At 52.1% G+C, this 21,242-nt stretch carries 21 protein-coding genes; all 21 read right to left on the bottom strand.

Annotated features, from left to right (window positions below; translation table 11 throughout):
- Nucleotides 1-67: RepA leader peptide Tap (gene tap / locus ACLHV9_RS27350; protein WP_032190884.1), on the bottom strand; the 67-nt coding region annotated here is incomplete at its 3' end.
- 236 nt (nt 68-303) lie between these two features.
- The gene (locus tag ACLHV9_RS27345) at nt 304-558 is read right to left on the bottom strand and encodes a replication regulatory protein RepA (protein WP_000083830.1); all 255 of its coding nucleotides are present in this window, start codon (nt 556-558) and stop codon (nt 304-306) included.
- Nucleotides 559-797: 239 nt separating this feature from the next.
- The gene (locus tag ACLHV9_RS27340) at nt 798-1,388 is read right to left on the bottom strand and encodes a DUF2726 domain-containing protein (RefSeq protein WP_000766807.1); all 591 of its coding nucleotides are present in this window, start codon (nt 1,386-1,388) and stop codon (nt 798-800) included.
- Nucleotides 1,389-1,425: 37 nt separating this feature from the next.
- On the bottom strand, nt 1,426-1,635 hold the full coding sequence (hha, locus tag ACLHV9_RS27335; protein ID WP_001298565.1) for a hemolysin expression modulator Hha: 210 nt from the start codon (nt 1,633-1,635) through the stop codon (nt 1,426-1,428).
- Between the two features lie 45 nt (nt 1,636-1,680).
- Nucleotides 1,681-2,142, bottom strand: coding sequence for a thermonuclease family protein (locus ACLHV9_RS27330; protein WP_001233838.1), 462 nt, complete (start codon nt 2,140-2,142; stop codon nt 1,681-1,683).
- A 44-nt stretch (nt 2,143-2,186) separates the two neighbouring features.
- Nucleotides 2,187-2,883 (bottom strand): IS1-like element IS1B family transposase gene (locus ACLHV9_RS27325; RefSeq protein WP_001390281.1). Its coding sequence is split into 2 segments (ribosomal slippage): nt 2,187-2,631 and nt 2,630-2,883, totalling 699 coding nucleotides; the frame shifts between segments, so codons are not numbered across the junction.
- Between the two features lie 279 nt (nt 2,884-3,162).
- On the bottom strand, nt 3,163-3,375 hold the full coding sequence (locus tag ACLHV9_RS27320; RefSeq protein WP_001309245.1) for an ANR family transcriptional regulator: 213 nt from the start codon (nt 3,373-3,375) through the stop codon (nt 3,163-3,165).
- Nucleotides 3,376-3,503: 128 nt separating this feature from the next.
- Nucleotides 3,504-4,064 carry a fertility inhibition protein FinO gene (locus ACLHV9_RS27315; RefSeq protein WP_000139321.1) on the bottom strand — a complete coding sequence of 187 codons (561 nt, stop codon included), beginning with the start codon at nt 4,062-4,064 and terminating at the stop codon, nt 3,504-3,506.
- 102 nt (nt 4,065-4,166) lie between these two features.
- Nucleotides 4,167-5,027 (bottom strand): alpha/beta hydrolase, encoded by an 861-nt coding sequence (locus ACLHV9_RS27310; RefSeq protein WP_000704523.1) that lies wholly within the window; start codon nt 5,025-5,027, stop codon nt 4,167-4,169.
- Between the two features lie 58 nt (nt 5,028-5,085).
- A complete protein-coding gene (traX, locus tag ACLHV9_RS27305) occupies nt 5,086-5,832 on the bottom strand; it encodes a conjugal transfer pilus acetylase TraX (protein ID WP_000205725.1) in 747 nt (248 codons plus the stop codon).
- A 19-nt stretch (nt 5,833-5,851) separates the two neighbouring features.
- Nucleotides 5,852-11,122, bottom strand: a complete 5,271-nt coding sequence (traI, locus tag ACLHV9_RS27300) for a conjugative transfer relaxase/helicase TraI (RefSeq protein ID WP_000948354.1) — start codon at nt 11,120-11,122, stop codon at nt 5,852-5,854.
- On the bottom strand, nt 11,122-13,320 hold the full coding sequence (gene traD / locus ACLHV9_RS27295; RefSeq protein ID WP_000009332.1) for a type IV conjugative transfer system coupling protein TraD: 2,199 nt from the start codon (nt 13,318-13,320) through the stop codon (nt 11,122-11,124). Before traD ends, traI begins: the two co-directional genes overlap by 1 nt.
- 50 nt (nt 13,321-13,370) lie before the next feature.
- Nucleotides 13,371-14,108 (bottom strand): hypothetical protein, encoded by a 738-nt coding sequence (locus tag ACLHV9_RS27290; RefSeq protein WP_000199905.1) that lies wholly within the window; start codon nt 14,106-14,108, stop codon nt 13,371-13,373.
- Between the two features lie 202 nt (nt 14,109-14,310).
- Nucleotides 14,311-15,042: a conjugal transfer complement resistance protein TraT gene (gene traT, locus ACLHV9_RS27285; RefSeq protein ID WP_000782451.1), complete on the bottom strand. Its 732-nt coding sequence runs from the start codon at nt 15,040-15,042 to the stop codon at nt 14,311-14,313.
- 48 nt (nt 15,043-15,090) lie between these two features.
- The gene (locus ACLHV9_RS27280; protein WP_001405921.1) at nt 15,091-15,570 is read right to left on the bottom strand and encodes a hypothetical protein; all 480 of its coding nucleotides are present in this window, start codon (nt 15,568-15,570) and stop codon (nt 15,091-15,093) included.
- A gap of 21 nt (nt 15,571-15,591) precedes the next feature.
- Nucleotides 15,592-18,414, bottom strand: a complete 2,823-nt coding sequence (gene traG / locus ACLHV9_RS27275; RefSeq protein ID WP_001007039.1) for a conjugal transfer mating-pair stabilization protein TraG — start codon at nt 18,412-18,414, stop codon at nt 15,592-15,594.
- Nucleotides 18,411-19,784 carry a conjugal transfer pilus assembly protein TraH gene (gene traH / locus ACLHV9_RS27270; protein WP_000944331.1) on the bottom strand — a complete coding sequence of 458 codons (1,374 nt, stop codon included), beginning with the start codon at nt 19,782-19,784 and terminating at the stop codon, nt 18,411-18,413. The genes traG and traH overlap by 4 nt, the downstream gene beginning before the upstream one ends.
- Nucleotides 19,771-20,163, bottom strand: a complete 393-nt coding sequence (gene trbF, locus ACLHV9_RS27265) for an F-type conjugal transfer protein TrbF (protein ID WP_000660699.1) — start codon at nt 20,161-20,163, stop codon at nt 19,771-19,773. The genes traH and trbF overlap by 14 nt, the downstream gene beginning before the upstream one ends.
- Nucleotides 20,144-20,491 carry a P-type conjugative transfer protein TrbJ gene (trbJ, locus tag ACLHV9_RS27260; protein ID WP_001309242.1) on the bottom strand — a complete coding sequence of 116 codons (348 nt, stop codon included), beginning with the start codon at nt 20,489-20,491 and terminating at the stop codon, nt 20,144-20,146. Before trbJ ends, trbF begins: the two co-directional genes overlap by 20 nt.
- A complete protein-coding gene (trbB, locus tag ACLHV9_RS27255) occupies nt 20,421-20,966 on the bottom strand; it encodes a type-F conjugative transfer system pilin assembly thiol-disulfide isomerase TrbB (RefSeq protein ID WP_407216504.1) in 546 nt (181 codons plus the stop codon). The genes trbJ and trbB overlap by 71 nt, the downstream gene beginning before the upstream one ends.
- A complete protein-coding gene (gene traQ, locus ACLHV9_RS27250) occupies nt 20,953-21,237 on the bottom strand; it encodes a type-F conjugative transfer system pilin chaperone TraQ (protein WP_000624194.1) in 285 nt (94 codons plus the stop codon). Before traQ ends, trbB begins: the two co-directional genes overlap by 14 nt.
- Between the last annotated feature and the right edge of the window lie 5 nt (nt 21,238-21,242).

Genomic DNA, 21,242 nt, shown 5'->3' with positions numbered 1-21,242 from the left:
ACCATCCTGCACTTACAATGCGCAGAAGGAGCGAGCACAGAAAGAAGTCTTGAACTTTTCCGGGCATATAACTATACTCCCGCATAGCTGAATTGTTGGCTATACGGTTTAAGTGGGCCCCGGTAATCTTTTCGTACTCGCCAAAGTTGAAGAAGATTATCGGGGTTTTTGCTTTTCTGGCTCCTGTAAATCCACATCAGAACCAGTTCCTTGCCACCTTACGGCGTGGCCAGCCACAAAATTCCTTAAACGATCAGTAATCTAGCACTAATCTTCTGAACACTCAAGAATGTAAGCCCATCATCACATGCATCGTTTTTGCGCTTCACTTTTTATCAGTGCGGTCAGAACTTCAGCCTGAGTCAGACCATCTTCATGACACATTTGCATGAGCATGGCCTTATACTTTGGTTCAAGAAATACTTTTACTTCCTTGAACGAAGCTCTTTTACGGGCCACTGATAATCTTTGTTTCTCTGCATCAGAAAGCGGATTCCCCTTTCTGTATGCTCGTTTTGCGCCAGATGAGGAAGTCACTGCATTTTCTGTCTGCGACATCTCGCCTCCTCAATACTCAAACAGGGATCGTTTCGCAGAGGATACTACAGTTTTTTGAAATCAGCGACTTGAGAATTGTGACGAAGATCTGTGTTGGCGCACAAATCAACGGGGATTACTGTCGTTTAATGTGATTTAAACTGTGAAATAGTATGGTTTTCAGTTATTGAAACGCCGGGAGCGGGGAAAACTTGCTTTTTCCCGTTTCCGGGGTTGGACAACTGAGCAACGCGAAGGCGTCAGCTACGATGTTCCGGGGACTGCTGATCAGCCCCTGTTGTATTCAGCCATTCTCCGGTCATCTGCAGCAGTTTTCTGGCATCGTGGCTTCTGAGCAACGGAATACCAGCCTGCCTCAGAACCTCTTCCAGAAGAATATCCCGGCGTCTGCGTTCCGGTCGTAAATGGCTGGCATCATCCAGCTCTACTGCTGCAACAATACTGAACGAACGCCGCTCAACGATAACCACATCAACATGCCACTGAGACACCATCCTGAATAACTGCCACCACTGGCGTGATCGTGGCCGGATATTCCCGTTCAGCTGGACGATATCCGCGACCCGTACCTGCGGACACAGATACCACCGCTTCATATCCACAATTCTGAACAGTCCTTTCATAAAACTGACTTCCCTTTCTGTCAGCAGCGTCTTCTGACGTTGCCAGTATTCACCGCCGGACAGTATTCGCTCTGCATCACCGGTCCGTATACCTGCCGCATGCAATTGCATCAGCAAAGGAGAATGCTGATTTACACTTCTGAGGATAATCCGGATAAGTAACGCTGCAATAATCAGAACAATAAGAATAAAAATAATCAGCTTCATTGTTTATCTGCTCCTGGTAATTAATTATGCTGAATTATTACCTTACATATTTCCATATCTCTTTTGGTATCCTGTCATATAACTTTCCGGTGATTAATTCCGCTAACCGGTGGTCTGCTGCTGAATTAAATGATTCACGTTCACTGTTTAATAAACTGTCTCTGTTTTTATGAATAATTTTTTCCAGCGTATTGACTGATGAACATCGCCGTAACTGATACAGCCATTCCTGTTTTGTTTTCGCCATTTTTATTCCCGCTGAGAACAGATGAATGATAAGATTGCCATCGCTTTATTTACGGTGTCTCCATATCCAGGGGGGAACCGGATCAGCATCTGACCAGAGCCCACGTTTTTGTTGTCTGGCTTCGTTCTGAAGGACAGGCAGCACGGGATCTGTGTTGTACTGCTCATATACCCAGGCAGCCCCGGCCCGGACCATAAACTGATTAACATTCATTCCGTCTGGTGCATAAACCTGCCCGAGAATACGACCATAACGATCTCGCTGAAAATATGTGACGGTAACCGTTTTTCCTGCAACCAGTGATTTCATCATGTCCGTTGACCACCGGCCATAATCCTGTTTCTTTTCCGGTGCATCAATATTTATCAGCCTGATCCGCACTGCCTTCCGTGAGTCCATGACCTCGATGGTATCACCGTCCAGTACACGAACAACCCGTCCATGAATATCTGCACACAATACCGGCCATGAAAAGATAAATAATACCAGTGGAATATATTTCCTCATGTTATTCTCCATATCAGATAAATGGCACCGGTAATGACTCCAACTTATTGATAGTGTTTTATGTTCAGATAATGCCCGATGACTTTGTCATGCAGCTCCACCGATTTTGAGAACGACAGCGACTTCCGTCCCAGCCGTGCCAGGTGCTGCCTCAGATTCAGGTTATGCCGCTCAATTCGCTGCGTATATCGCTTGCTGATTACGTGCAGCTTTCCCTTCAGGCGGGATTCATACAGCGGCCAGCCATCCGTCATCCATATCACCACGTCAAAGGGTGACAGCAGGCTCATAAGACGCCCCAGCGTCGCCATAGTGCGTTCACCGAATACGTGCGCAACAACCGTCTTCCGGAGCCTGTCATACGCGTAAAACAGCCAGCGCTGGCGCGATTTAGCCCCGACATAGCCCCACTGTTCGTCCATTTCCGCGCAGACGATGACGTCACTGCCCGGCTGTATGCGCGAGGTTACCGACTGCGGCCTGAGTTTTTAAATGGCGGAAAATCGTGTTGAGGCCAACGCCCATAATGCGGGCGGTTGCCCGGCATCCAACGCCATTCATGGCCATATCAATGATTTTCTGGTGCGTACCGGGTTGAGAAGCGGTGTAAGTGAACTGCAGTTGCCATGTTTTACGGCAGTGAGAGCAGAGATAGCGCTGATGTCCGGCGGTGCTTTTGCCGTTACGCACCACCCCGTCAGTAGCTGAACAGGAGGGACAGCTGATAGAAACAGAAGCCACTGGAGCACCTCAAAAACACCATCATACACTAAATCAGTAAGTTGGCAGCATCACCAATGGCACCTGTATTTCAGGTAATCCTGAATATCGCAGCACACACTGAATAACACCTTATTTTGTGAAATTAATCACAAAATATAAAATCACGACTTAATACGGAAAAAACTCTGTGCTACTCAGAACTGTCCGGTCATACTTCCCGACCGGATATTAAAAAAAGCAAATCTCATGCATTATTCAGCCTTCTGAATCCCTGGAGTAATGAAGGCTGCTTTTTCGTTACACCCTTCCCCGGCAGCGCCGGTGGCAGTGTTCAGCCCTTTTTCGGGCAAACTGCTGCCAGTCTGTCCGGGGAGCAGACTGCGCAGCCCGTAGCCATGCCTCAGCGGCTCCCGGCCAGTCCCCCCTGACTTCCAGCCGGACAGCCCGGCGTCCGACCTGCCGGTAGCGCCATACCCCGGAGTTTTGCGAATCACGCCCTGTTCCGTTCATTTTCCTTCCCCCTTTAATCCAGGCCGGTGAATGTGTTATAAATTTTTATAACCTTCTTCTGCCGGGTATGGAAGAAGGTTTCAGAGAAGCCTTATTTTTCCGCCTCCTTTAGTGTGAAGGAGGCTTTTTTATTGTTCATCAAGCACGGCCTGAAGTTCTGCCTTTATCCGGTTCTGGCGGCGGATTTTATCCAGACGCTCTGCCGCATACACTTCTTCCTCCTGAGAAATATGCTCCGTCACATACCCTTCCGTGTCATACCGGCAGGCACCGGCTTTCATGGCACACAGATAGCTTTCTGAACGGGTGATGGCCTTCAGCGCCCTGCGCAGTTTTTTATGCGAGAGCGGGATATTCCGCTGCGCCACGTCTTCCAGTAACACGTCCCGGATACCGCAGGCCAGAAGTCGGGGTGTGTCACCGTCAAATAATCCCGGCCACCAGGGTTTCAGGGTGTTCACGGCCTCATCCAGCGAGGGCAGGTTCAGATAAATGGACAGCGCCTGTCTGGCCTGCGCTTTTTTTGCTGTCAGCTCTGCTTCCCGGGCAGCCTTCTCCGCCAGTTTCTGCTTTTTCACCTTCCATTTTGGTGGCGTGGTGACATTGATGATGGTTTTCCGGCTCCGGGTCGGTGTTTCCCCTTCCGTTTTCCGTTTCAGTGTCAGTACCGGTCGTTTCTGCTCTGTCATGATTGCCCTGACCTTTGTGAAAATATGTCCTCCAGGTCGTTGAAACTACTCACTATGATATTAAGCTGACCTCAACGACCTCTGACATATTAATACCGACAATTAAAGATGTTTTTTAAACCATTGCGTCTGTACTGCCGCCACACGTTCAAAAAACGCGCCTTCATAAATATCATAATGGCATGCGTCAGCTTCCTCGTATAATTCCTTAGTACCAGAAGCAACAGCATCATATAAGGCTTTTCCCTGTTCTGGTGGATTAACACTATCCTGGCCGGCAATAACAATCAAAACTGGGCACTGTACTTTGGCTGCGCTCTCTGCCGGTTTATATTGCAACGTCTCCATAACCGTAAGGAAAGGTATTTTTATATCCATTTCAGGATACTGACCTTTTACCTTCTCGAAGAATACCTTTGATTCATTATCACTCAGTACCCGGGTAACCCCCACAAACATCTCTTTCCCGGTGTTTTTCTTCTTCTCTGCCATTTTATTCAGCGTGGACAGAAAAGACGCTCTCTCCGATTCATTCATCTCTCCGGTAACCAGAACATCACCGTCAGCAAAAGCCAGCTGGCTGACAATACATTTTACGCGTTGGTCCTGCGCAGCTGCACTGAAGACATGCCCCCCTCCCAGCGATGTTCCCCATAACCCAATACGCTGATTATCAATACATTCCTGCTTTTCTGCCCAATTGATAACTGAAATAATATCTTCGGTCTGCATTGCAGGAACCAGACGCCCTCGTTCTCCATCACTCTCACCGAATCCTCGATAATCAAAAGTAATCGTTGCGAATCCTGCTTCTGTGAAGGCATTCGCAAAGCAAGGGAGCAGAACATTCCTGATACCGCAAAACCCATGGCATAAGATAATCAAAGGATGTTTTATATTTCCTTCAGGAACACGAAATGTCAGGGCAATACCTTCAGAGAGTTTGTGATCCGTAATTTTCATAAATATCCTGTGTTATGTTGTTTATTAATAATCAGAATCAGCGTCAGTATCATACCAGTCACAACGCCAGAACGCCCAGCACAGCCAGATGACAGGCGTAGAATACCGGGAAAAAATCCCCGGGCCAGAAACGGGGTAATGATTTTCCTGCACACGACACCAGACCAACGGTCAGCACCGTCATTACAAGACCGGCCACCGCCGCTGCATCACTGGAGGCAAGGTTAAGTGCCGGAATAACGGCCAGCAGGCATGCAAGCAGCGCCAGACGTTCCGCTCTGTCTTCCGCCCGGTACAGTCGGTAACTGACCGCCAGCATCAGCAGCCCGGCAATGCCGTAACTGGTGCCGGACAAAGGCCCCCACAGGGCCATCAGAAGAATGGCCGCTGCTGTACGCCACCCACTGCGCGTTTCACACCACGTCAGCACCTGTGCCGCCACTGCAAAGGCAAACAGGATATTCCCCTCATACCAGGGAAAGCCGGCCAGATAATATGCGAACTGGGCAATAATTCCCCATCCCCACAGCCGGTTAATGGCCGGTTGCCGGATATGCGCATGACGGGACAGATTCAGCCCCCACACCAGGGCAAACAGCGGAAAGGCTCCTCGCCCGGCCAGAAACATCCATTCCTGCTTCAGCTGGAATATCAGATTGATGTGGTCCAGTACCATCAGCACCAGCGCCACCGTTTTGATGATATCCCGCTGTCCGGGTGACCAGACCAGAAACGACTGCAACCAGGTATCGGTCCGTGCAGCCAGTGAATCGTTACGTGTCGTGTTCGTGTTATCCGTTGTCATCAGCGTTTATCTTCCTGTATCAGTCTCCGCCCAGGGTTTTCTCTTTCTGCAGGTCACGAACCATATCCCGCTCTATCTGCTGCAGACGCTCCTGCAGCAGATTTTCCCGGGCAACCTCCCGGACCGCTTCCTGCTCCCGTTGTGATTCACGCAGCACACTCTCCGGCAGCGCGGCTTCCCGTTCAGTTATGTCAGCCCGGTCACGCTCCTGCCCGGCAATTTCCCTGACAGCCTGCTCTGTTTTGCCATCCGGCAGGTCAGGTTTGTTCTCTGCCATTTTACGGACAATTTCATCTGCACGGCGTTCCGTTTCACGGCGGATGGCCTCTTCAGCCTGCCGCTGTGCCAGCACCTCTGCCGTGACCGGTTCGCCATTTCCGGCTCCCGGCTGGACGCTGCTGTCCGGGATATCCCCCCACACGCGACCACCGGTGATGGCACCGGGATTCCACGGACGACCTTCACCGGCAATTCTTACCACCACACCGCTGTCAGGATTATCACGGGCAATCCGGACACCATCCTGCATATTATCAGCCAGCAGGCTCTCTCCGTTACGGCTACCCTGCAGGGCCACGAACTGCGCATCCCCGCTGCCTTTCACCCGTCCTTCACCGCTGAATCCCCGCAGCCCGTTTCCGTCATCCGTGGTCAGTGGGTTCAGCCAGATACCGGCGGACTTGCCGTTACGGTCAAACGCCGGCAGTGCCACATACGGCTGCGGATATTTACGTCCCGGTGCAATAAACCGTGCAGGGCTGTCTCCCCCGGCCAGCCCTGCCTGACGGAGAACGGCACGGCCTGCCGCCACGTCCCGCAGTTCCCGTGCCGTACTGAACAGCCGCTGCGCATTCATGACCTCCCGGTCCGGTTTCGGCTCCAGCACATCGTGGGCAGTTCCTTTCTGTACGGCATTGTTAATGGCATCCGTCCAGCCCTGACGGTTATCGGTGTACACCTGCACATGCTGCTTCATACGCGACAGGGCCACGTAGGCTGACTCAAAGCCGGCCATCAGTTTCCGGTTACCTTCCGTGCCTTCAAGCGCGATGGCAAAGGTTTCACTCGCCCCCTGCGCACCGTGGGCGGTGATGGCATAAGCCAGGTCAATATGTTGCTCTGCCCGCTCCTGGCCGGGGCGAATCACCCGGGTCTGCTGTCCGTCTGACAACGTGACACTGTCACCGGAAACCGCTGTCACCGTCCAGACGCTGTTGGCCACATAACCGCGCTCCCGGTCACTCTTCGTGAAGCGCATCCGGTCGCCGGTCCCCACCCGGATTTTGTCCGGGGTGTACAGTGTGACACCTTCAGCCACCGCCTCCCGGGGCGAAATCAGCCGCGTGTTACCTTCCGCATCCTCCAGGGTTATCAGCCCGTCATCCTTGCTGATACCGGCAATCCGGTGATACACACTATCCACCAGGGCAAGGGCATCCGGGTTATTCTCCCAGGTGGAGAGACGACGCAGCTCCCCGTCACGTATATTCGCTGTGTTCAGGACAGGCACCATGACCTGCTCTTTCCCCAGCTCACCGGCCTTTTCCCGTGCATCATGAATCATGCTGTTCAGTACGCGCCGGTCCTCATTCAGGTGCGTGACAATCAGCGTCTGCTCCCGTGCTTCCGGTGTCCTGCCGGTATAGTCGCGGACAATGGCTTCATACAGTGTCATGGGGACATCCGGAAAAGTCTCACCTTTCAGCATCGCCTTCTGCTGCGCTTCTGCCAGTTTCGCTTCCTGGCTGTGACTGAACTCCGTCACGGAGTGCTCCGGTGCCCATGCGCCCTCCTGACGGGGAACCTGAGACGGTTTCACACTCTCAAGCCCGGACAGTGCCCTTTCCACATCCCGGTTAATCAGGCTGTATACCGCCTCCCGCAGTTCCGGCGTCTGACGCACAATCTCCTTCATGATGACCACATCGGCAGCACTGCGCGTCTGCTGGAGACGGAAAGGCTGACCGGGCGCGATGGCCTGCAGCTGGTCCGTGTCACCACTGGCCACGGCACGACCGCCACCGGCCGCAATCAGGGCGTATGCCCGTGCCATGTCGGTATTGCCCACCATTGAGCTCTCATCGAGCAGGAACAGCGTGTTGCTGAAATCCGGCGTTTCTCCGCTGCGCTGCTGCAGCTGCGTGTCATGCAGAAAGGACGCCAGCGTCTGTGCATCCACGCCGGCGCTGCGCATCTCACCGACCGCACGGTGCGTGGGCCCCAGCCCCACAACTCGGGGACGCTCACTCGCCGGCAGCATGTTCACGGCTGACATCACCGCCCGGAACTGTGTGGTCTTACCCACACCGGCATAACCCTGTACCACCGTGAAACGGTCGGACGTTTCCAGTATCATACGGGTGGCGGCACGCTGTCCCGACGTTAACGTCTCCATGAGTTCGCCGGGTACTCTCTCCATCAGCGGCGTGACCGCCTCCTTACCTTCGAGAATATGGCGAAGAATACTTTTTTCTGCCTCATACGACGCACGGGAAACCAGCAGGCCTGTGCCATAGCCTTTTGCCACATCCACATACAGTAAGTCACCGCGTTTTATCTGCGCATTGATTTCCCCTCCCAGTTCAGTAAAACCGGTTCCTTCTGCAGCAAACGACTTCGCCTCTGTCAGCAGGTCCACCATGCTGAAGGCCAGGTTTTTACTTTCCAGCACAGGAAGGGCCAGATGAATGGCCTGCTGTGCCGGCGTGTGCAGCCCGGTTTTCTGCAGACTGATAGCGGTTTCCAGCGATGTCTCACCGGCCCGCGCCTTTATCTGCTCAGAAACCACCGTAAAGGAGGGATGGCGGGCAAGTTTTTCCGCAGTACGGGTTTCATCCAGTGAGGAATACAGCCGGACATCACGACCGCTGCGGGCCAGACCGTTCAGGGTGGCGTTGTCCATTGCCATCTGTGTGACGGAGGCAAACACCGTCGCACTGTCACTGACGGAATGCCCGGGCGTTTCCACCCAGCCGTTCTCCAGCTTCAGTGCCGTGAACGGTGAATCAGCCACAGGCAGGGTGGCCGGTTCAGCCCGCCCCGGCACAACAACCGTCATCGCATCTTCACTGACGGATGCCACCTGCAGGCGGTCACCGCCGGAGACGCGGAGTCCGGGAATTTTCCCTGTCACCCTCAGTCGCTCGCCGTCTGCCACCGGCATTTTTTCCGGCCGGAACAGCGACCAGCTGCTGTCCAGGGAGGAAATACGCACCACCTGCGTTTCGCCCTGCGCATCCCGCAGGGTCAGGCTGTGACTCTGCGCCGTCACCCGGTCGATAACATAGCGGTCATGACTGCGTGTCTCCGGGTTCCACTGCTCCATCACCATCCCCGGTCGGTACATATCCCGCAGATAACGGCTCCGGCTGTCCAGCCAGACCGGTGACAGGGCGGTCATGGTCACCTCCGGGTGTCCGAGCACGCCCTGTGTTTTCAGCTCACTGCGAATGGCCTGTGTCAGTATGGCCTGTTCCCGTACCCCGCTGACCTGTGCCACGCTCTCTTCTCCGGCTTTCACGCTGGCCGCAAAATCTCCGGCCAGCCGGTCATAGCGGACATTCCGGTCCGGTTCACTGATGATGGTTGCCGGTCGCTGTTCTCCGCCCTGCCAGCGATACGTGTTCACCCCGGCATCCTTCATGGCCATCAGCGCACTGCCTGTACCGGTTCGCTGCCCGCTGTCGGTTATCAGGACCTGTACGTTATGACGTGCGGCACCATCCAGCAGGGTTAACGTCTCTTTCAGGGAGAGTTTTTCGCCCTGGTCGACGATAACAGTACTGCCCGGCGTGAAGACCATGCCCTCCTGCAGCTGACGACGTCCGGTTATCAGCTCACCGGACAGCCGTTCATCCTGCTTCAGGTTCATCTGCGAGCGACGGTCAGCAGCGATAATCTGCACCTCCCGCCCCTGCTCCCGGGCCATCATGACCAGTTCAGCCACCCGCTCACGCTGCCCGGCTGCACCGCCCTGCCCGGACACAATGGCCAGCGACGGACGGTCCTGTGCCAGAACACTGACCGCATCGCTGTAACCAGCCGTCCGGGGGACACTTTTCTCCGGATGTACGGTCACCCGGTTCTGTTTCATGATGTCACGACTGAGTGCCCGGACGGACAGCTCATCGAGCACATGAATTCCTGATGTGAACAGCCCCTTCTCACGGTCGAGGGGGATAAGCTGCTCACGGCTGATGGCCTCATCGATACCGGCGCGTGCCCGTTCAATCACACCATTTTCCGGCGGCAGTATGCCGACCGTCCTGGCCAGCACGTCCGTATACGTGAACTGCACTTTTCGTTCACTTAATCCGGCAATCGCCTGTGTCACCGCCTGCTGCACATCCGGCCCGTCCTGTGAAGCAGGCCCGGGCGCCTGCGTGCGGATCTCCGCACGCTGATCCGCCGCGTCACGATATGCCCGGATGTCGAACCCGGTTTCCTTCAGCGTCTGCATCCATTCAGCCATTCTGACTTCAGGATCGACGTGCTGTTTGGATTTTCGCGTATCCAGTGCCGCCACATCCCGGGATTTCAGCGAGGCGTCTTCACCGACGGCCTCCCTGATAGCCTGTGAACGACTGGAAAAGGCCTCCACCGGTACGCCCGGCATCTCCCACATACCGTGCTTACCGACCACTTCGGTTTCATAACCCAGCGCCTCAACGCGCTGACGTAACTCACTCTGATATATTTTCCCGAACGCAATCCGGTTCGCTAGCACGTTCTCGGAAAATCCGGTTTTCCCCACTTTGTCACTGCTCAGTGTCTTCCACTCGCCGTTATGCTGCGTGACATTAGCCACCACTACATGCGTGTGTAACTGTGGGTCCTGATCGCGACTGGTGTCATGGTTAAACAGTGCCATCACCAGATTACCGGTCAGCACCGTTTCTGACTGTCCGTCCGTCATCACCCGTGTGGAAGCCAGCGCCTCCACCTGACGGACAGCAAAATCCACGGCCTGGTTATGTGCATCAATAAGACGTTTATCCCCCCCGAGCATGGCCATCATGGAGACACTTTTGGGGGCGGAGAAGGTCAGGTCGTAGCCGGGACGATGCTTATTACTGCCATCCTGCATGCGGCTTAAATCCGCCCCGTCCGGCAGCCTGCCCTCCAGAAGACGGGTAAAAACATCCTTATCGACGCTGCCCTGCAGCCCAAGCTGTTCAGCCCCCTGACCAGCCCAGCGTTCTCCCATGCTGCCCAGCACATAGTAATTATCCTTGTCGGTGTAATAGTTTCCGGCACTGCCTGCCGATTTAACAACGCTGAAACTCAACATCAGAAATCATCTCCCGGCTCAACATCCTCCCCGCGCTCCCGGTGCACATTAATGTTCACCTCTTCACGACGCTGCATATGCTGCTGGATGTCCGGATGATTTTCCTGTTGCCATGCCTCATAAGCGGCCATATCCACCACTTCACCGGATTCACTGATCCCGGGTGGCAGTTGCTGTTCCATCTCTTCTTCCGGTTTCATTTTCAGCTCCTGCTCGATCCCCCCTGCCGGAACACTCACACCTGCATCTGACTTCTTATCATTGATGACAGAAGACACTGGCTGTTGTGGCTGTTGTGGCTGTTGTGGCTGTTGTGGCTGTTGTGGCTGTTGTGGCTGTTGTGGCTGTTCAGCCTGAGTCACATCTTCTCCGGAGGCAACCTCCGGTTCAAAGAGGCTGGCCATCTGACGACCTTCTGCTTCCCTTGCGGCAAGTACGGCACTCAGACGGTTCTCCATTTCCGGGTTGATGTCACGCGGAATAAACTCCGGAGCGACCTTCGGTCGTGCCTGATATTTCAGAGAGAGTTTGACTGCCGGATACGGTCCGGGCAGAGTGACATAGCAGGTCAGATCCGGCAGAGACTGAATGTCGGAATAACTGACCAGCGTCTGACGCTCCATATCCTTACCGGTCGATACCCCGTCACGTACCGGGTCAGCACCGTAGGAATACTGCTCGCTGGCTTTCAGGTGCTCTTTCTCACCAATCTCACCGGCAGCGAACTCTGCAATCTTATGGCTCGGGGAACGGAAAAAAGCACGGGTGTTCATGACGTCAAACAGCGTGGCCGCCGCTTTCTCACCGTAGATATCTTCCAGCTGGGCATAGGACTGGATACCAAACACATAACAGCCACCGAACTTACGGGCTTCCGGCAGGATCTCCACCAGATCCGGCAGTTTGTGTAACGTGGGTAACTCATCACAGAAAAACCACACACGACGGTTACGGTTTTCTCCCATTGCCAGCAGACCACGAATGGCAATGGACAGCCACATGGAGATCACAGGCTTCAGGGAGGCATGGGTGTCGGCGTTCGACGAAATAAACAGCCAGCCGTTTTTCTGATCTTCCCGGACACCACGCATCCAGTCACGGATGGTGAAGGGATCACCGTTATGCTCAATCCCCTGCAGGTAACGGATGGCTTTCACGTAGTTGGTCAGCACAGCACGGATGGAAATCGCCGTTTTCTCAATTTTCTCTTCCACCAGGTTGGCCGCCGGTGAATTACGCAGGAAGGTACGCAGTTTTTCAATTTTGATGGAAAGCAGTGTGTCCACCAGTTTGCTGTAGCTGCGGTTGGGGTCATTACGCATCAGGTACGCCGCTTCCGCAAAAATGGTACGTCCTGAACCCTGCCAGAACGGGTCCTCTTTTGTACCCATAGGGATCAGCGTGTTCGCGGTATTATCAAAATCCGGCTGTGTCAGGCACTCCTTCCACAAATCCCATGCGGCACAGCGGGCATCCAGCGGATTCAGGATTTTATCGATGGAGGGATCATAGTAACTTTTAACAAATTCCCCTGAACGGTCATAAATCACCACCATATCACCGCGCTGACGGGCATAGTTGGCCAGACGACGGATAACCTCCGACTTACCGGCCCCGACCGTGCCGTGCAGACAGAAGTTCTGGATTTCGGAATCCCGGATAATCGGCAGGTCGCCAATCCGGATATCGGAGTCCTTGCCGTCTTTTTTCAGCATCCGGGCAACGTCTTTCGGATTGTCTGTCAGCTGACGACCACCTGTGACTTCATTTTCGCTCTGTTGTTTACCCTGACGCCCCAGAATCCAGGAGACAACAAAGAAGGTGATCAGGCAAATAACCAGGGCCACGACAGACGCCAGAACGAATGCAGACCATAGCTGCTCTCCGCACCAGATCATATATTTATCATGCAGTACCTGGGCAGCGTTCATCCGGAAGGTTTTGCCGTAATACTGGATCTCATAGACCGGCTGGGATTTTATTAAATCCCGCATGCCTTCCAGTGACGTACACCACCAGTAAATACAGCCGTTGATAAACGTCTGCCAGCTTATTTTTACCCATAAGACCAGACCAATGAGGATCCAGAAAAAAATAAACAGGCAGTAAAGCATGATATTGGCGATCTGGCTGAACATGCGGATACGCATGGACGCAATCTGACCGCCCTGGGTCATATCCTTTGCGTTAAAACTCATGATGAAACTCCGGGAAAATCTGGAACAGGGCAGAAAAGGATGATGTGGGGTTAATTCACAGAAACAGACCAGGTGTACCCTGTATGCCGGTGGTGATGCCCGCCTGCAGTCCTGCCGGAAGAGACCTTCTCTGTAACAATGTCAGTCAGGCGCAATACTTCAGACCAGTCACTCCCATGCGGAAACTGGATCTGAATAAAAAGGCGTACCCGTTCACGGTGATCCAGAACTGTGTCCGGTTCATAAAAACGGCCACTGTCAGGAGAAACACAGGACGTTTTATTGATGAGATCATACTTATCGGCAGGAGACTGCGATGAAATCGCCCAGGTGATATTCTCCGCCTGGTGGCCATCAATACGACTGCTCCCCGGCGTCCATGCAATTTCCTGCGCACTCGCCACGATGATCTCCCTGGAAACTTCAGCCAGCTTTCTGGGTGTACAGAATACCGGTGCCAGCACACACAGGGACAACAAATTACAGCTGACCGCCTCCGGTTTAAGCAAATTGCTCCCGGATTTTTCAGGAAAAGATATTTTTGTCAGTATTTCAGTTAATTCCTTATGCCTGAGAGAATTAATAAAGTACATGATAAGCATCATGAGAAACAATATAACAATAAGCCCTCCGATAACCACTAAAAGGTCAGTATCAATATTATTGCTGTACAGATAGTCTTTAGTGGTCACTGTATTATCCTGTATCACCGGGGGGTATTCAGTTACAGGCTTCTCAGTAAATTGATTATTCTCACCAACATATTCAGCGATATTGTCTGATGTCATAATGACTTTCTCCGGAAGATCCCGGCTTCGCCGGCAACACTTCACGGTCGCACAAAGAATTTGCACAACCGCTCAGTGTTTTCATATTTATTTCGGAAACGCCGGGAGGTGACAAAATTTATTTTGTTACATCCCGGGGTTGGACAACGAGCAACGCGAGGCGTCAGCAAGGAGGCCGGTCAGATCAGCCTCCTGACGAGGTTCAGAGAATATTTGCGATTGATTTGGCCAGTTGGTCTTCGAGAACAGGCTTCGCCTCTTCAAATTTCAGGTTAACCTTGTTCGCATTTGAAACCACACGGGTCTGGTATTTATGCTGGTTACCTGTTTCAGTACTGGTCTGAATTTTCGCACCTGATGTGCCCTGACGCAGGGCGGCAACATTATCCGTTGTCACCGTTGCCTTAGTACGCTCTGCAATCTGTACATCCGTGATCATGGTATAGTTCACATCTTCCACCATCGCATCTGCAGCCATACCCACCAGACCAGCAGCAAGGCCTACACCGAGTGTGGCACCGGCAGAATTTGAGTTATAGCCGGTAATACCGGCACCTAACGCTGCACCAACTGCTGCGCCTTCATAACCACGGTTCAGCCATCCCTGAGACTCCCGCAGATCCATCTTATCGGCCTTCAGCACATTCGCCTGAATCCAGTAGTAGGCTTTATCCGGAGAAGTCACCACCTGATATCCTTTTGCTTTCACAGCATCAGCAATTTTGCCCTGCAGCCCACTCATGTCTTTATCAGACGTGTTTTTGATCTGCAGAAATACCGTGCGTTCGCTGGCGGGTTCAAGCCAGATGGTCTCACTCATCTGAGTCTTCACCTCAAGGTTACGCTTCTTGATTGCTGTGCTCATCGCACCACACCCTGAAAGGGCCAGAGTGGAACTGACCAGTGCAACCATCATCAATTTTTTCATTTTCATCAATGTTCCTTCATATTGAATAAAACGTCATAATATACAAATTAAGATTCACTCATCATATCGTTTTGAACTATAACCATATGAATTACCACCGATATCCACACCAATACCTGACATAGGTAACCCTGTTGCAGGATTAGTACGATGAAAATCCATATTATCAAAATCCAGATGCAAATCTTCATTAGTTTGTTCATTTACCTGAGATTGCATCCATTCTCTTACGCTTACACAACCACTAACTCGCCTTAATTCGTATAGTGTACCAATGATAAAAACCATCAGGCTTAATAATGGAGAGAGTAAGGAAGATACTGGCATCGTTATATACCAAACGCCTTTACTAAACTTAAACTCATCCGACACATTCCGTTTTTTTCGTATTTGAGAGAACAACCATATAAACAGTCCCTGCCATAGTACTATGAAGAACAGCATAAAAATTGTTTCGGCATTCCCCCAACTAGCCAGATAACAGGCGATAAACTGTATCACCGTTACCAGAGTAATATGGGTTAAACATCTCATTATCATCTCCCAAAAACAGCATTATTGCTTATACTTATCCTGATATTCCTTTGCCCTTTTCATCAGTTCCTGTGGACTGTCAGCCCCGGGCATTCTTTCCTGAGCCGACTTTTCTTCATTATATTTATTATTCTGAGATAATGCCTCTGTTTTATGGTGATTCTGCAGTTCAGAATACTGTCCTCTTACAATATTTTCCTCGCCACGTACGCTGTTCTGAGTATCACCTATATTCCCTTTATATTCTGTGACCATATTATCAACCTGATGTTTTACATCATTACGGATATTACTGTCCTGCGTTCTTTGATCAATAATGGCCTGATGCCCCTGATGGTCAGCAATAATATCCTGACTGCCACCACCCGAAGGTACGCTCTCCATTCCTTTACCAATATCACCACGGGATTCCCGCCAGGCATTATCAACACCAGGCTGTACCTGTTCCTGCACAAAAGACCAGGCCATCGCCCGACGACGTTCTGCAATCTCCGGTGAACTGGTGTTTGTCAGAATAGCTTCTGCATCCTGTGGCGCGTGTTTCATTACATACTGTGCAAACTGTTGCGACAGGTCTTCACTCATCTGCCCACTCATGCTTTCAGTACGGGATGCCATTTCAGCATATTCATGGCTGCGGGTCATATTCGTCGTGTACTGGTCGTAACTCTGCTTCGCTGAATTCAGGGCTGCAGACAACTGATCCACACGGGAATCAGCATTATTGTCCGTATGGCTGCCGGACTCACTGACCTTGCGACTGGTAAAATAATCGCTGGCCTCTTTAAAGTCTTGTGTAGCTCTGGCATCGATATCATGACGAGCATTATGGCTCGACTGAGTATTACTACTTGCCGTATGCGCATCATTATCTTCCCAATCAATACCAGCCCGACCACCACCTCTAACGCCTAATCCTCCACCAACACCAAGAATTTTAGGTTTAACCCCCCATTCAGCATGAGCATCTCCATACATCCCGGCAGAAGCTCTCGTACTTCTGGATGCCAGTTCCTGAGTCGCCTGCTCATTACTGATATTATGCGCCTTCGCATAGCTTTCCACTGCACTGCGCATACGGCTGGCCATCATGGAGTCCTGTGCGCTCATCGTGCTGTCAGCACCACCTGTGACAGAATCACTGCTCCCCCGGTTAGAACCAAACTGGCTGAGCGAGTTCCAGGCACTGGCAATACTGCTGCTGAACCCATGCAGGGCGCTTTCTGCTCTGTTCGACGCCTCCCGGGCCATTTCCTGTTGTGCCGCTGCAATCTGACGCGTTGCATTGATACCGACCGGTAACCGGGACATCGCCCCGCTCGCATCCATCACCATATTACCGTCACGGGTCTGTGTGGCAGTTGCGCCACTGCCGGTCTGGTACATCATCTGACCAAACGACGTGGTGCTGTTGGTGCTCCAGCTGAAGCCGTTCACGTTTTCCGTCTGCATGTTGCCGTAGGAGTAATTACCGTCAACCACACTACCTGCCGCACTGGCAGTCGGGCTGATAGCAGAGGAAGCGAAATGGCTGTACACGCTGGAAAAACCTGCGCCAAGGCCTTTTACCATCATCCATGACAACGGGGGTATCATGACAGATATATATCCGGCAGTGGACGCCAGGTCGGAGTATTTCAGCTGTATCTGAGAGAGTTCAGAGAGCACGACCGGTGCACCATTCTGCTTTGCATAGAATGTCATGGCACTGTTCAGAATGGCATACAGCAACGGCCAGGTCTGGAACCACATCAGAGCAAACACATAGCCTCTCAGAACAGACAGCGTCAGTCTGTTGAAGACAGCCGCCAGTACCAGGAGCGGGAAGATACCAATGGTAATGCCCACCAGAATGGTCTGCACCATCGGCAGGTTTCGCATCAGCACATGACCAATGGAGACATGTGCCAGACGCTGTTTCTCCATCGACGAAGTCGTGGCCAGACTGACCAGGCTGGCGGTATCACCGTTACGGGCTGCATTACTGGTGATACCCTCTTTCAGGGCATTCATGGTGACGTTCTGGCGCATAATATGACTGGCAGACTGGCTGGAGCCGTAGAAATAACTGTAACTGTCACTCACCAGTTGCCTGAATAACAGGTCCGGGTCCGGTCTGCCGCCAAATATCTGCTGCACATAATAATGCCAGGTCTTGCCTCCCGTCTTTGTATCGAGATTCAGCCTGTCTTTCAGCGTGACCGACGCATCTTTACAGGTTATGAAATTATTATTGCTGTCATAAACGCCCCGTAGCGGGCTGGGCCGGGAAAAAATCAGCGTGTAGGGGTCAGCGGAGGCCATCAGGTCTTCCAGCGTGTATTTGTGGTTCAGGTAAATATCCCCCAGCACGCAGTTCTGGACGTAGTCCTGAAACAGATTGATGATTTCCGGATTCCGGGACAGAAAATCGGTGCTTTTCACAATCAGGTTCGCCCCGAACAGCATGCCTGTCTTGCTGTAGGTGGCGCTGTCAGGCTGGGTGAATATCATCTCGTAACTGGCCACCATTGCATGCCCGATACGGGTCGTCAGTGAAAGTGGCATCGCCAGTCCGACAGGCACATTATCCACCCGGTGAACCTGGACCAGGTCACTGTTATCAATAATCTGCACCGATGTACGGACATTAACCAGCAGGCTGATAAGCACAAACACGGCCACCCAGCCCAGCAAATCCATCACGTTGTGCCGCTGTACCCACATCACGGCCACCGCGAGAACAGACAATGTGAGCGCAATTTTTTCGATGGAATCCCACGTCCGGGTCCCCATAAAGGCGGCAATGGCGTTCAGGTTATTGCGTAACCACTCACCACCGGCAATCACATAGACTTCATTCACAGCGTGCTCCCTCCGAAGTGATAGTTGTTCTGGTAACGGCTGAGCATGCGGGCGGAAAGCTGCTGGCGCATATAGCTCATCTGACGGTCAACAACCAGCAATGCATCCTGCTGGACCTTTACCTGCCCCTGGAAAACCGCAATCTGTTGCTGTGCCTGATTCAGATTCTCCAGCACACTGTCCAGCACGGTCTGTGGATAGTTCCCGGTGGCAATCATGGCCCGGGCCTGCTGAAGCAGTTCCTGAATGTACTGGAGCATGATGTCGTAGCCGATATAGTCCGTCAGCTGGTAAACCACGCTGCTGGATACACCGAGCATCTGCGGGTCAATAAGATATTTAAAGACGGGGACGGTGGTGCTGGAAATGAAGCCTTTTTCCCTGTCATCCAGTGGAGTATCACTCACCGCTTTATTCTGAATACTGGTGAGCAGTTTTGTAATCTGTGATTTCAGGGCTTTATCCCGGGCGATGGTCACATTTGCATCCGCCACCACCTTCAGACACTTGTCCGAATCGTTGCAGTGATAAACTTTTGCCGTTCCCCCCTCCATAATCGCCCGGAGGATATCGCGGTCAGTGGTACGCGCCGGCAGGGGGGTAATCTCGCTGTCTTCCCCAAAAATCAGCGTACCGGTGAGCGTCATAATAAATTCTTTCAGTTCTTTGTTACCATCAAGCATCCTGTTTTTGGACAGCGAGTCCCAGATGATATTGATGTTCTTCAGCACCCGTTCCTTATCTTTGTCACTGGCCTTGTCACGAACAGACGATGACTGTCCTCCGACCGTGCAGCCCTGACGGGACGCGGCCCAGTCAGCAAAAATATTGCTCTCACCGGCAATGTCCTGACAGACCTTCTGCTGTGACACCTGAGTCTGAGGAAATAATCCTCCGACAATCCCCTGCGCCACCTGACAGGAGCTGAGGTTCATACTGTTAATGTCGCTTGCCATTTTCTGCAGGAAGTCTTTTGCGGTTTTGATTTCCGGCACCGTTGCCTGCAGGGCAAGGTCAAAAAAGTAACCGGCAGCGTTGCTCATAATCTGCTTAACAAAACGCTGCAACTGATCGCCATTAATAAAACTGAACGAGCCGAGATAGGCGTCGATGCCGCCACATCCGGCATTGATATCCGGCAGCGTCATGGAAATCAGCTGGATATTTTTGACCTGGGTGCGGGCATACAGGGAGCCACCATAGGCATACCCGGCGGCCTGCCCCTGCCAGACGCCCGGTTGTGTGGTATTGGAAGCAAATCCCAGCTTATTAAAGAACTGATTCATGTCGCTGTTCACATCCGCTGACGCTGCGGGTGTGACCGTCAGTAAAGCGGCACAAAGAACCAGAAGAGGTTTAATGCGAAGCATTATTGCCACCCTCCCTTAATTTCTTCTCCCGGCGCATACGGCGTTTCAGCCGGAATATTCTGATCCCCCCGTTTATTAATTCATTTAAAGGGTTCCTGACGTATACGATAAGAAATCCACCTGCAAACGCCCATAACGTATACGGAATGACATACATCAGGATGTTCCACATATAACGAAAATTATTTAATTCCGGGTCAGCTTTCCACGAATCAATACAGGCATCAAAAATACTATGCATAATCACCCATAAAAAAGTTCCGGCAGCAACGAACACAAAAAACAGATCAAAATATATATCAGAAACCCTGCGTTCATAATCATAATCCCGTTTAGTTTTTCTGTTTTTTAGTTCCGCATCATTTCTTTTTTCTTTCATTATAAGTTTCCTCTGATATTTCCGATGATTCATTCAGACCGTTCATGCGGCTGTAATATATTTCAGACACCGAAATCCATCCCACAATTGCCCCCACAAAAAACACAACAGAAACAGAAAAGGTAAGACACAGCGAAACGACAATTTCCACAGGGCTGGCGGGATAAAAAAGCCCCTGACGGATAAAGGGGATATTCAGGCTGACGATTATTCCCGTCGCGATGCCGGATATTCCGGCAATGAGTAACACCACCTGCTTATTTCGTACCTTTTTCCTCTCCGTACATCTGCAGAACGGTATCCATCCGCGCCATAAAACTGGCGGCATCCGTTGCCCCCTGCAAAAGCGGTAATGCCTCAAGTGTGTTGACGTTGACCAGGAAGGTAGTCGGTGTGGCCACCGGGATATTCGGGAAGAAGGTCTGCATCACGTCCGGTAGCACCGGTAATGCTTCCGGAAAGGCGGTATCCCCCTGACCATCCAGGGTGTAGGGAAAAACGGAAAAGCCGTACTGCTGTGCCAGCTGTTTCAGTACCGGGTCAAACTGGTGACAGTAAGGGCAATGCCCCTGCATAAACAGCACCACCTTCCAGTCGGCCAGGTTAACCTGCCTGCCGTTGCTGAGGCGGAACCAGCGGGGAGCCGGCTTTTCTGTTCTGGCTGATGTGTCTGCTGCCGGTTGTGCAGGCTGCACGGCCATACCCTGCGGATTCCAGAGTCGTTCAATTTCATCCCGGGTGGAGGCCTGCACACCTGTGGCCATCATCAACAAAATGACCGGCAGTAATTTAGTGAGAGACATGTCCGCCCTCCTGCTGCCCTTCCATCATGGCCTGTTGCCTGGCTTCCAGTGCCTCACGCTCTTCCAGGCTGACACGTGCAATCCATGCATCCAGCACCTGGTATGCGCCGAACAGCACAAGGATGGCCGCAATCAACTCCGCCAGAAAAAAAGCCATCCAGGGTTTGCTGTAAACAAGACGGGCGACGATATGAAACCAGACACCCAGGGAAAATACCCACATTCCCGTAATATCAAGCCGGGGTAAAGAGAATCTGTATTTACTTATCATGTTAA

The organism is Enterobacter sp. CPE_E890, assembly GCF_046521475.1.
Lineage (GTDB): Bacteria > Pseudomonadota > Gammaproteobacteria > Enterobacterales > Enterobacteriaceae > Enterobacter > Enterobacter adelaidei.
The sequence above is the reverse complement of the archived record's forward strand: the minus strand, read 5'-3'. Positions and strand labels throughout refer to the sequence as shown.

Excerpts from the sequence above, each read along its gene's own strand:
- traX (WP_000205725.1), bottom strand. The coding sequence starts at position 5,832 with ATGACAACGGATAACACGAACACGACACGTAACGATTCACTGGCTGCA.
- ACLHV9_RS27340 (WP_000766807.1), bottom strand. The coding sequence starts at position 1,388 with ATGAAGCTGATTATTTTTATTCTTATTGTTCTGATTATTGCAGCGTTA.
- ACLHV9_RS27290 (WP_000199905.1), bottom strand. The coding sequence starts at position 14,108 with ATGACATCAGACAATATCGCTGAATATGTTGGTGAGAATAATCAATTT.
- trbB (WP_407216504.1), bottom strand. The coding sequence starts at position 20,966 with ATGTCTCTCACTAAATTACTGCCGGTCATTTTGTTGATGATGGCCACA.
- traD (WP_000009332.1), bottom strand. The coding sequence starts at position 13,320 with ATGAGTTTTAACGCAAAGGATATGACCCAGGGCGGTCAGATTGCGTCC.
- traQ (WP_000624194.1), bottom strand. The coding sequence starts at position 21,237 with ATGATAAGTAAATACAGATTCTCTTTACCCCGGCTTGATATTACGGGA.
- ACLHV9_RS27320 (WP_001309245.1), bottom strand. The coding sequence starts at position 3,375 with ATGAACGGAACAGGGCGTGATTCGCAAAACTCCGGGGTATGGCGCTAC.
- hha (WP_001298565.1), bottom strand. The coding sequence starts at position 1,635 with ATGGCGAAAACAAAACAGGAATGGCTGTATCAGTTACGGCGATGTTCA.
- traH (WP_000944331.1), bottom strand. The coding sequence starts at position 19,784 with ATGCTTCGCATTAAACCTCTTCTGGTTCTTTGTGCCGCTTTACTGACG.
- ACLHV9_RS27330 (WP_001233838.1), bottom strand. The coding sequence starts at position 2,142 with ATGAGGAAATATATTCCACTGGTATTATTTATCTTTTCATGGCCGGTA.
- ACLHV9_RS27315 (WP_000139321.1), bottom strand. The coding sequence starts at position 4,064 with ATGACAGAGCAGAAACGACCGGTACTGACACTGAAACGGAAAACGGAA.
- trbF (WP_000660699.1), bottom strand. The coding sequence starts at position 20,163 with ATGAAAGAAAAAAGAAATGATGCGGAACTAAAAAACAGAAAAACTAAA.
- traT (WP_000782451.1), bottom strand. The coding sequence starts at position 15,042 with ATGAAAATGAAAAAATTGATGATGGTTGCACTGGTCAGTTCCACTCTG.
- ACLHV9_RS27280 (WP_001405921.1), bottom strand. The coding sequence starts at position 15,570 with ATGAGATGTTTAACCCATATTACTCTGGTAACGGTGATACAGTTTATC.
- traI (WP_000948354.1), bottom strand. The coding sequence starts at position 11,122 with ATGTTGAGTTTCAGCGTTGTTAAATCGGCAGGCAGTGCCGGAAACTAT.
- ACLHV9_RS27345 (WP_000083830.1), bottom strand. The coding sequence starts at position 558 with ATGTCGCAGACAGAAAATGCAGTGACTTCCTCATCTGGCGCAAAACGA.
- ACLHV9_RS27310 (WP_000704523.1), bottom strand. The coding sequence starts at position 5,027 with ATGAAAATTACGGATCACAAACTCTCTGAAGGTATTGCCCTGACATTT.
- trbJ (WP_001309242.1), bottom strand. The coding sequence starts at position 20,491 with ATGCCGCCAGTTTTATGGCGCGGATGGATACCGTTCTGCAGATGTACG.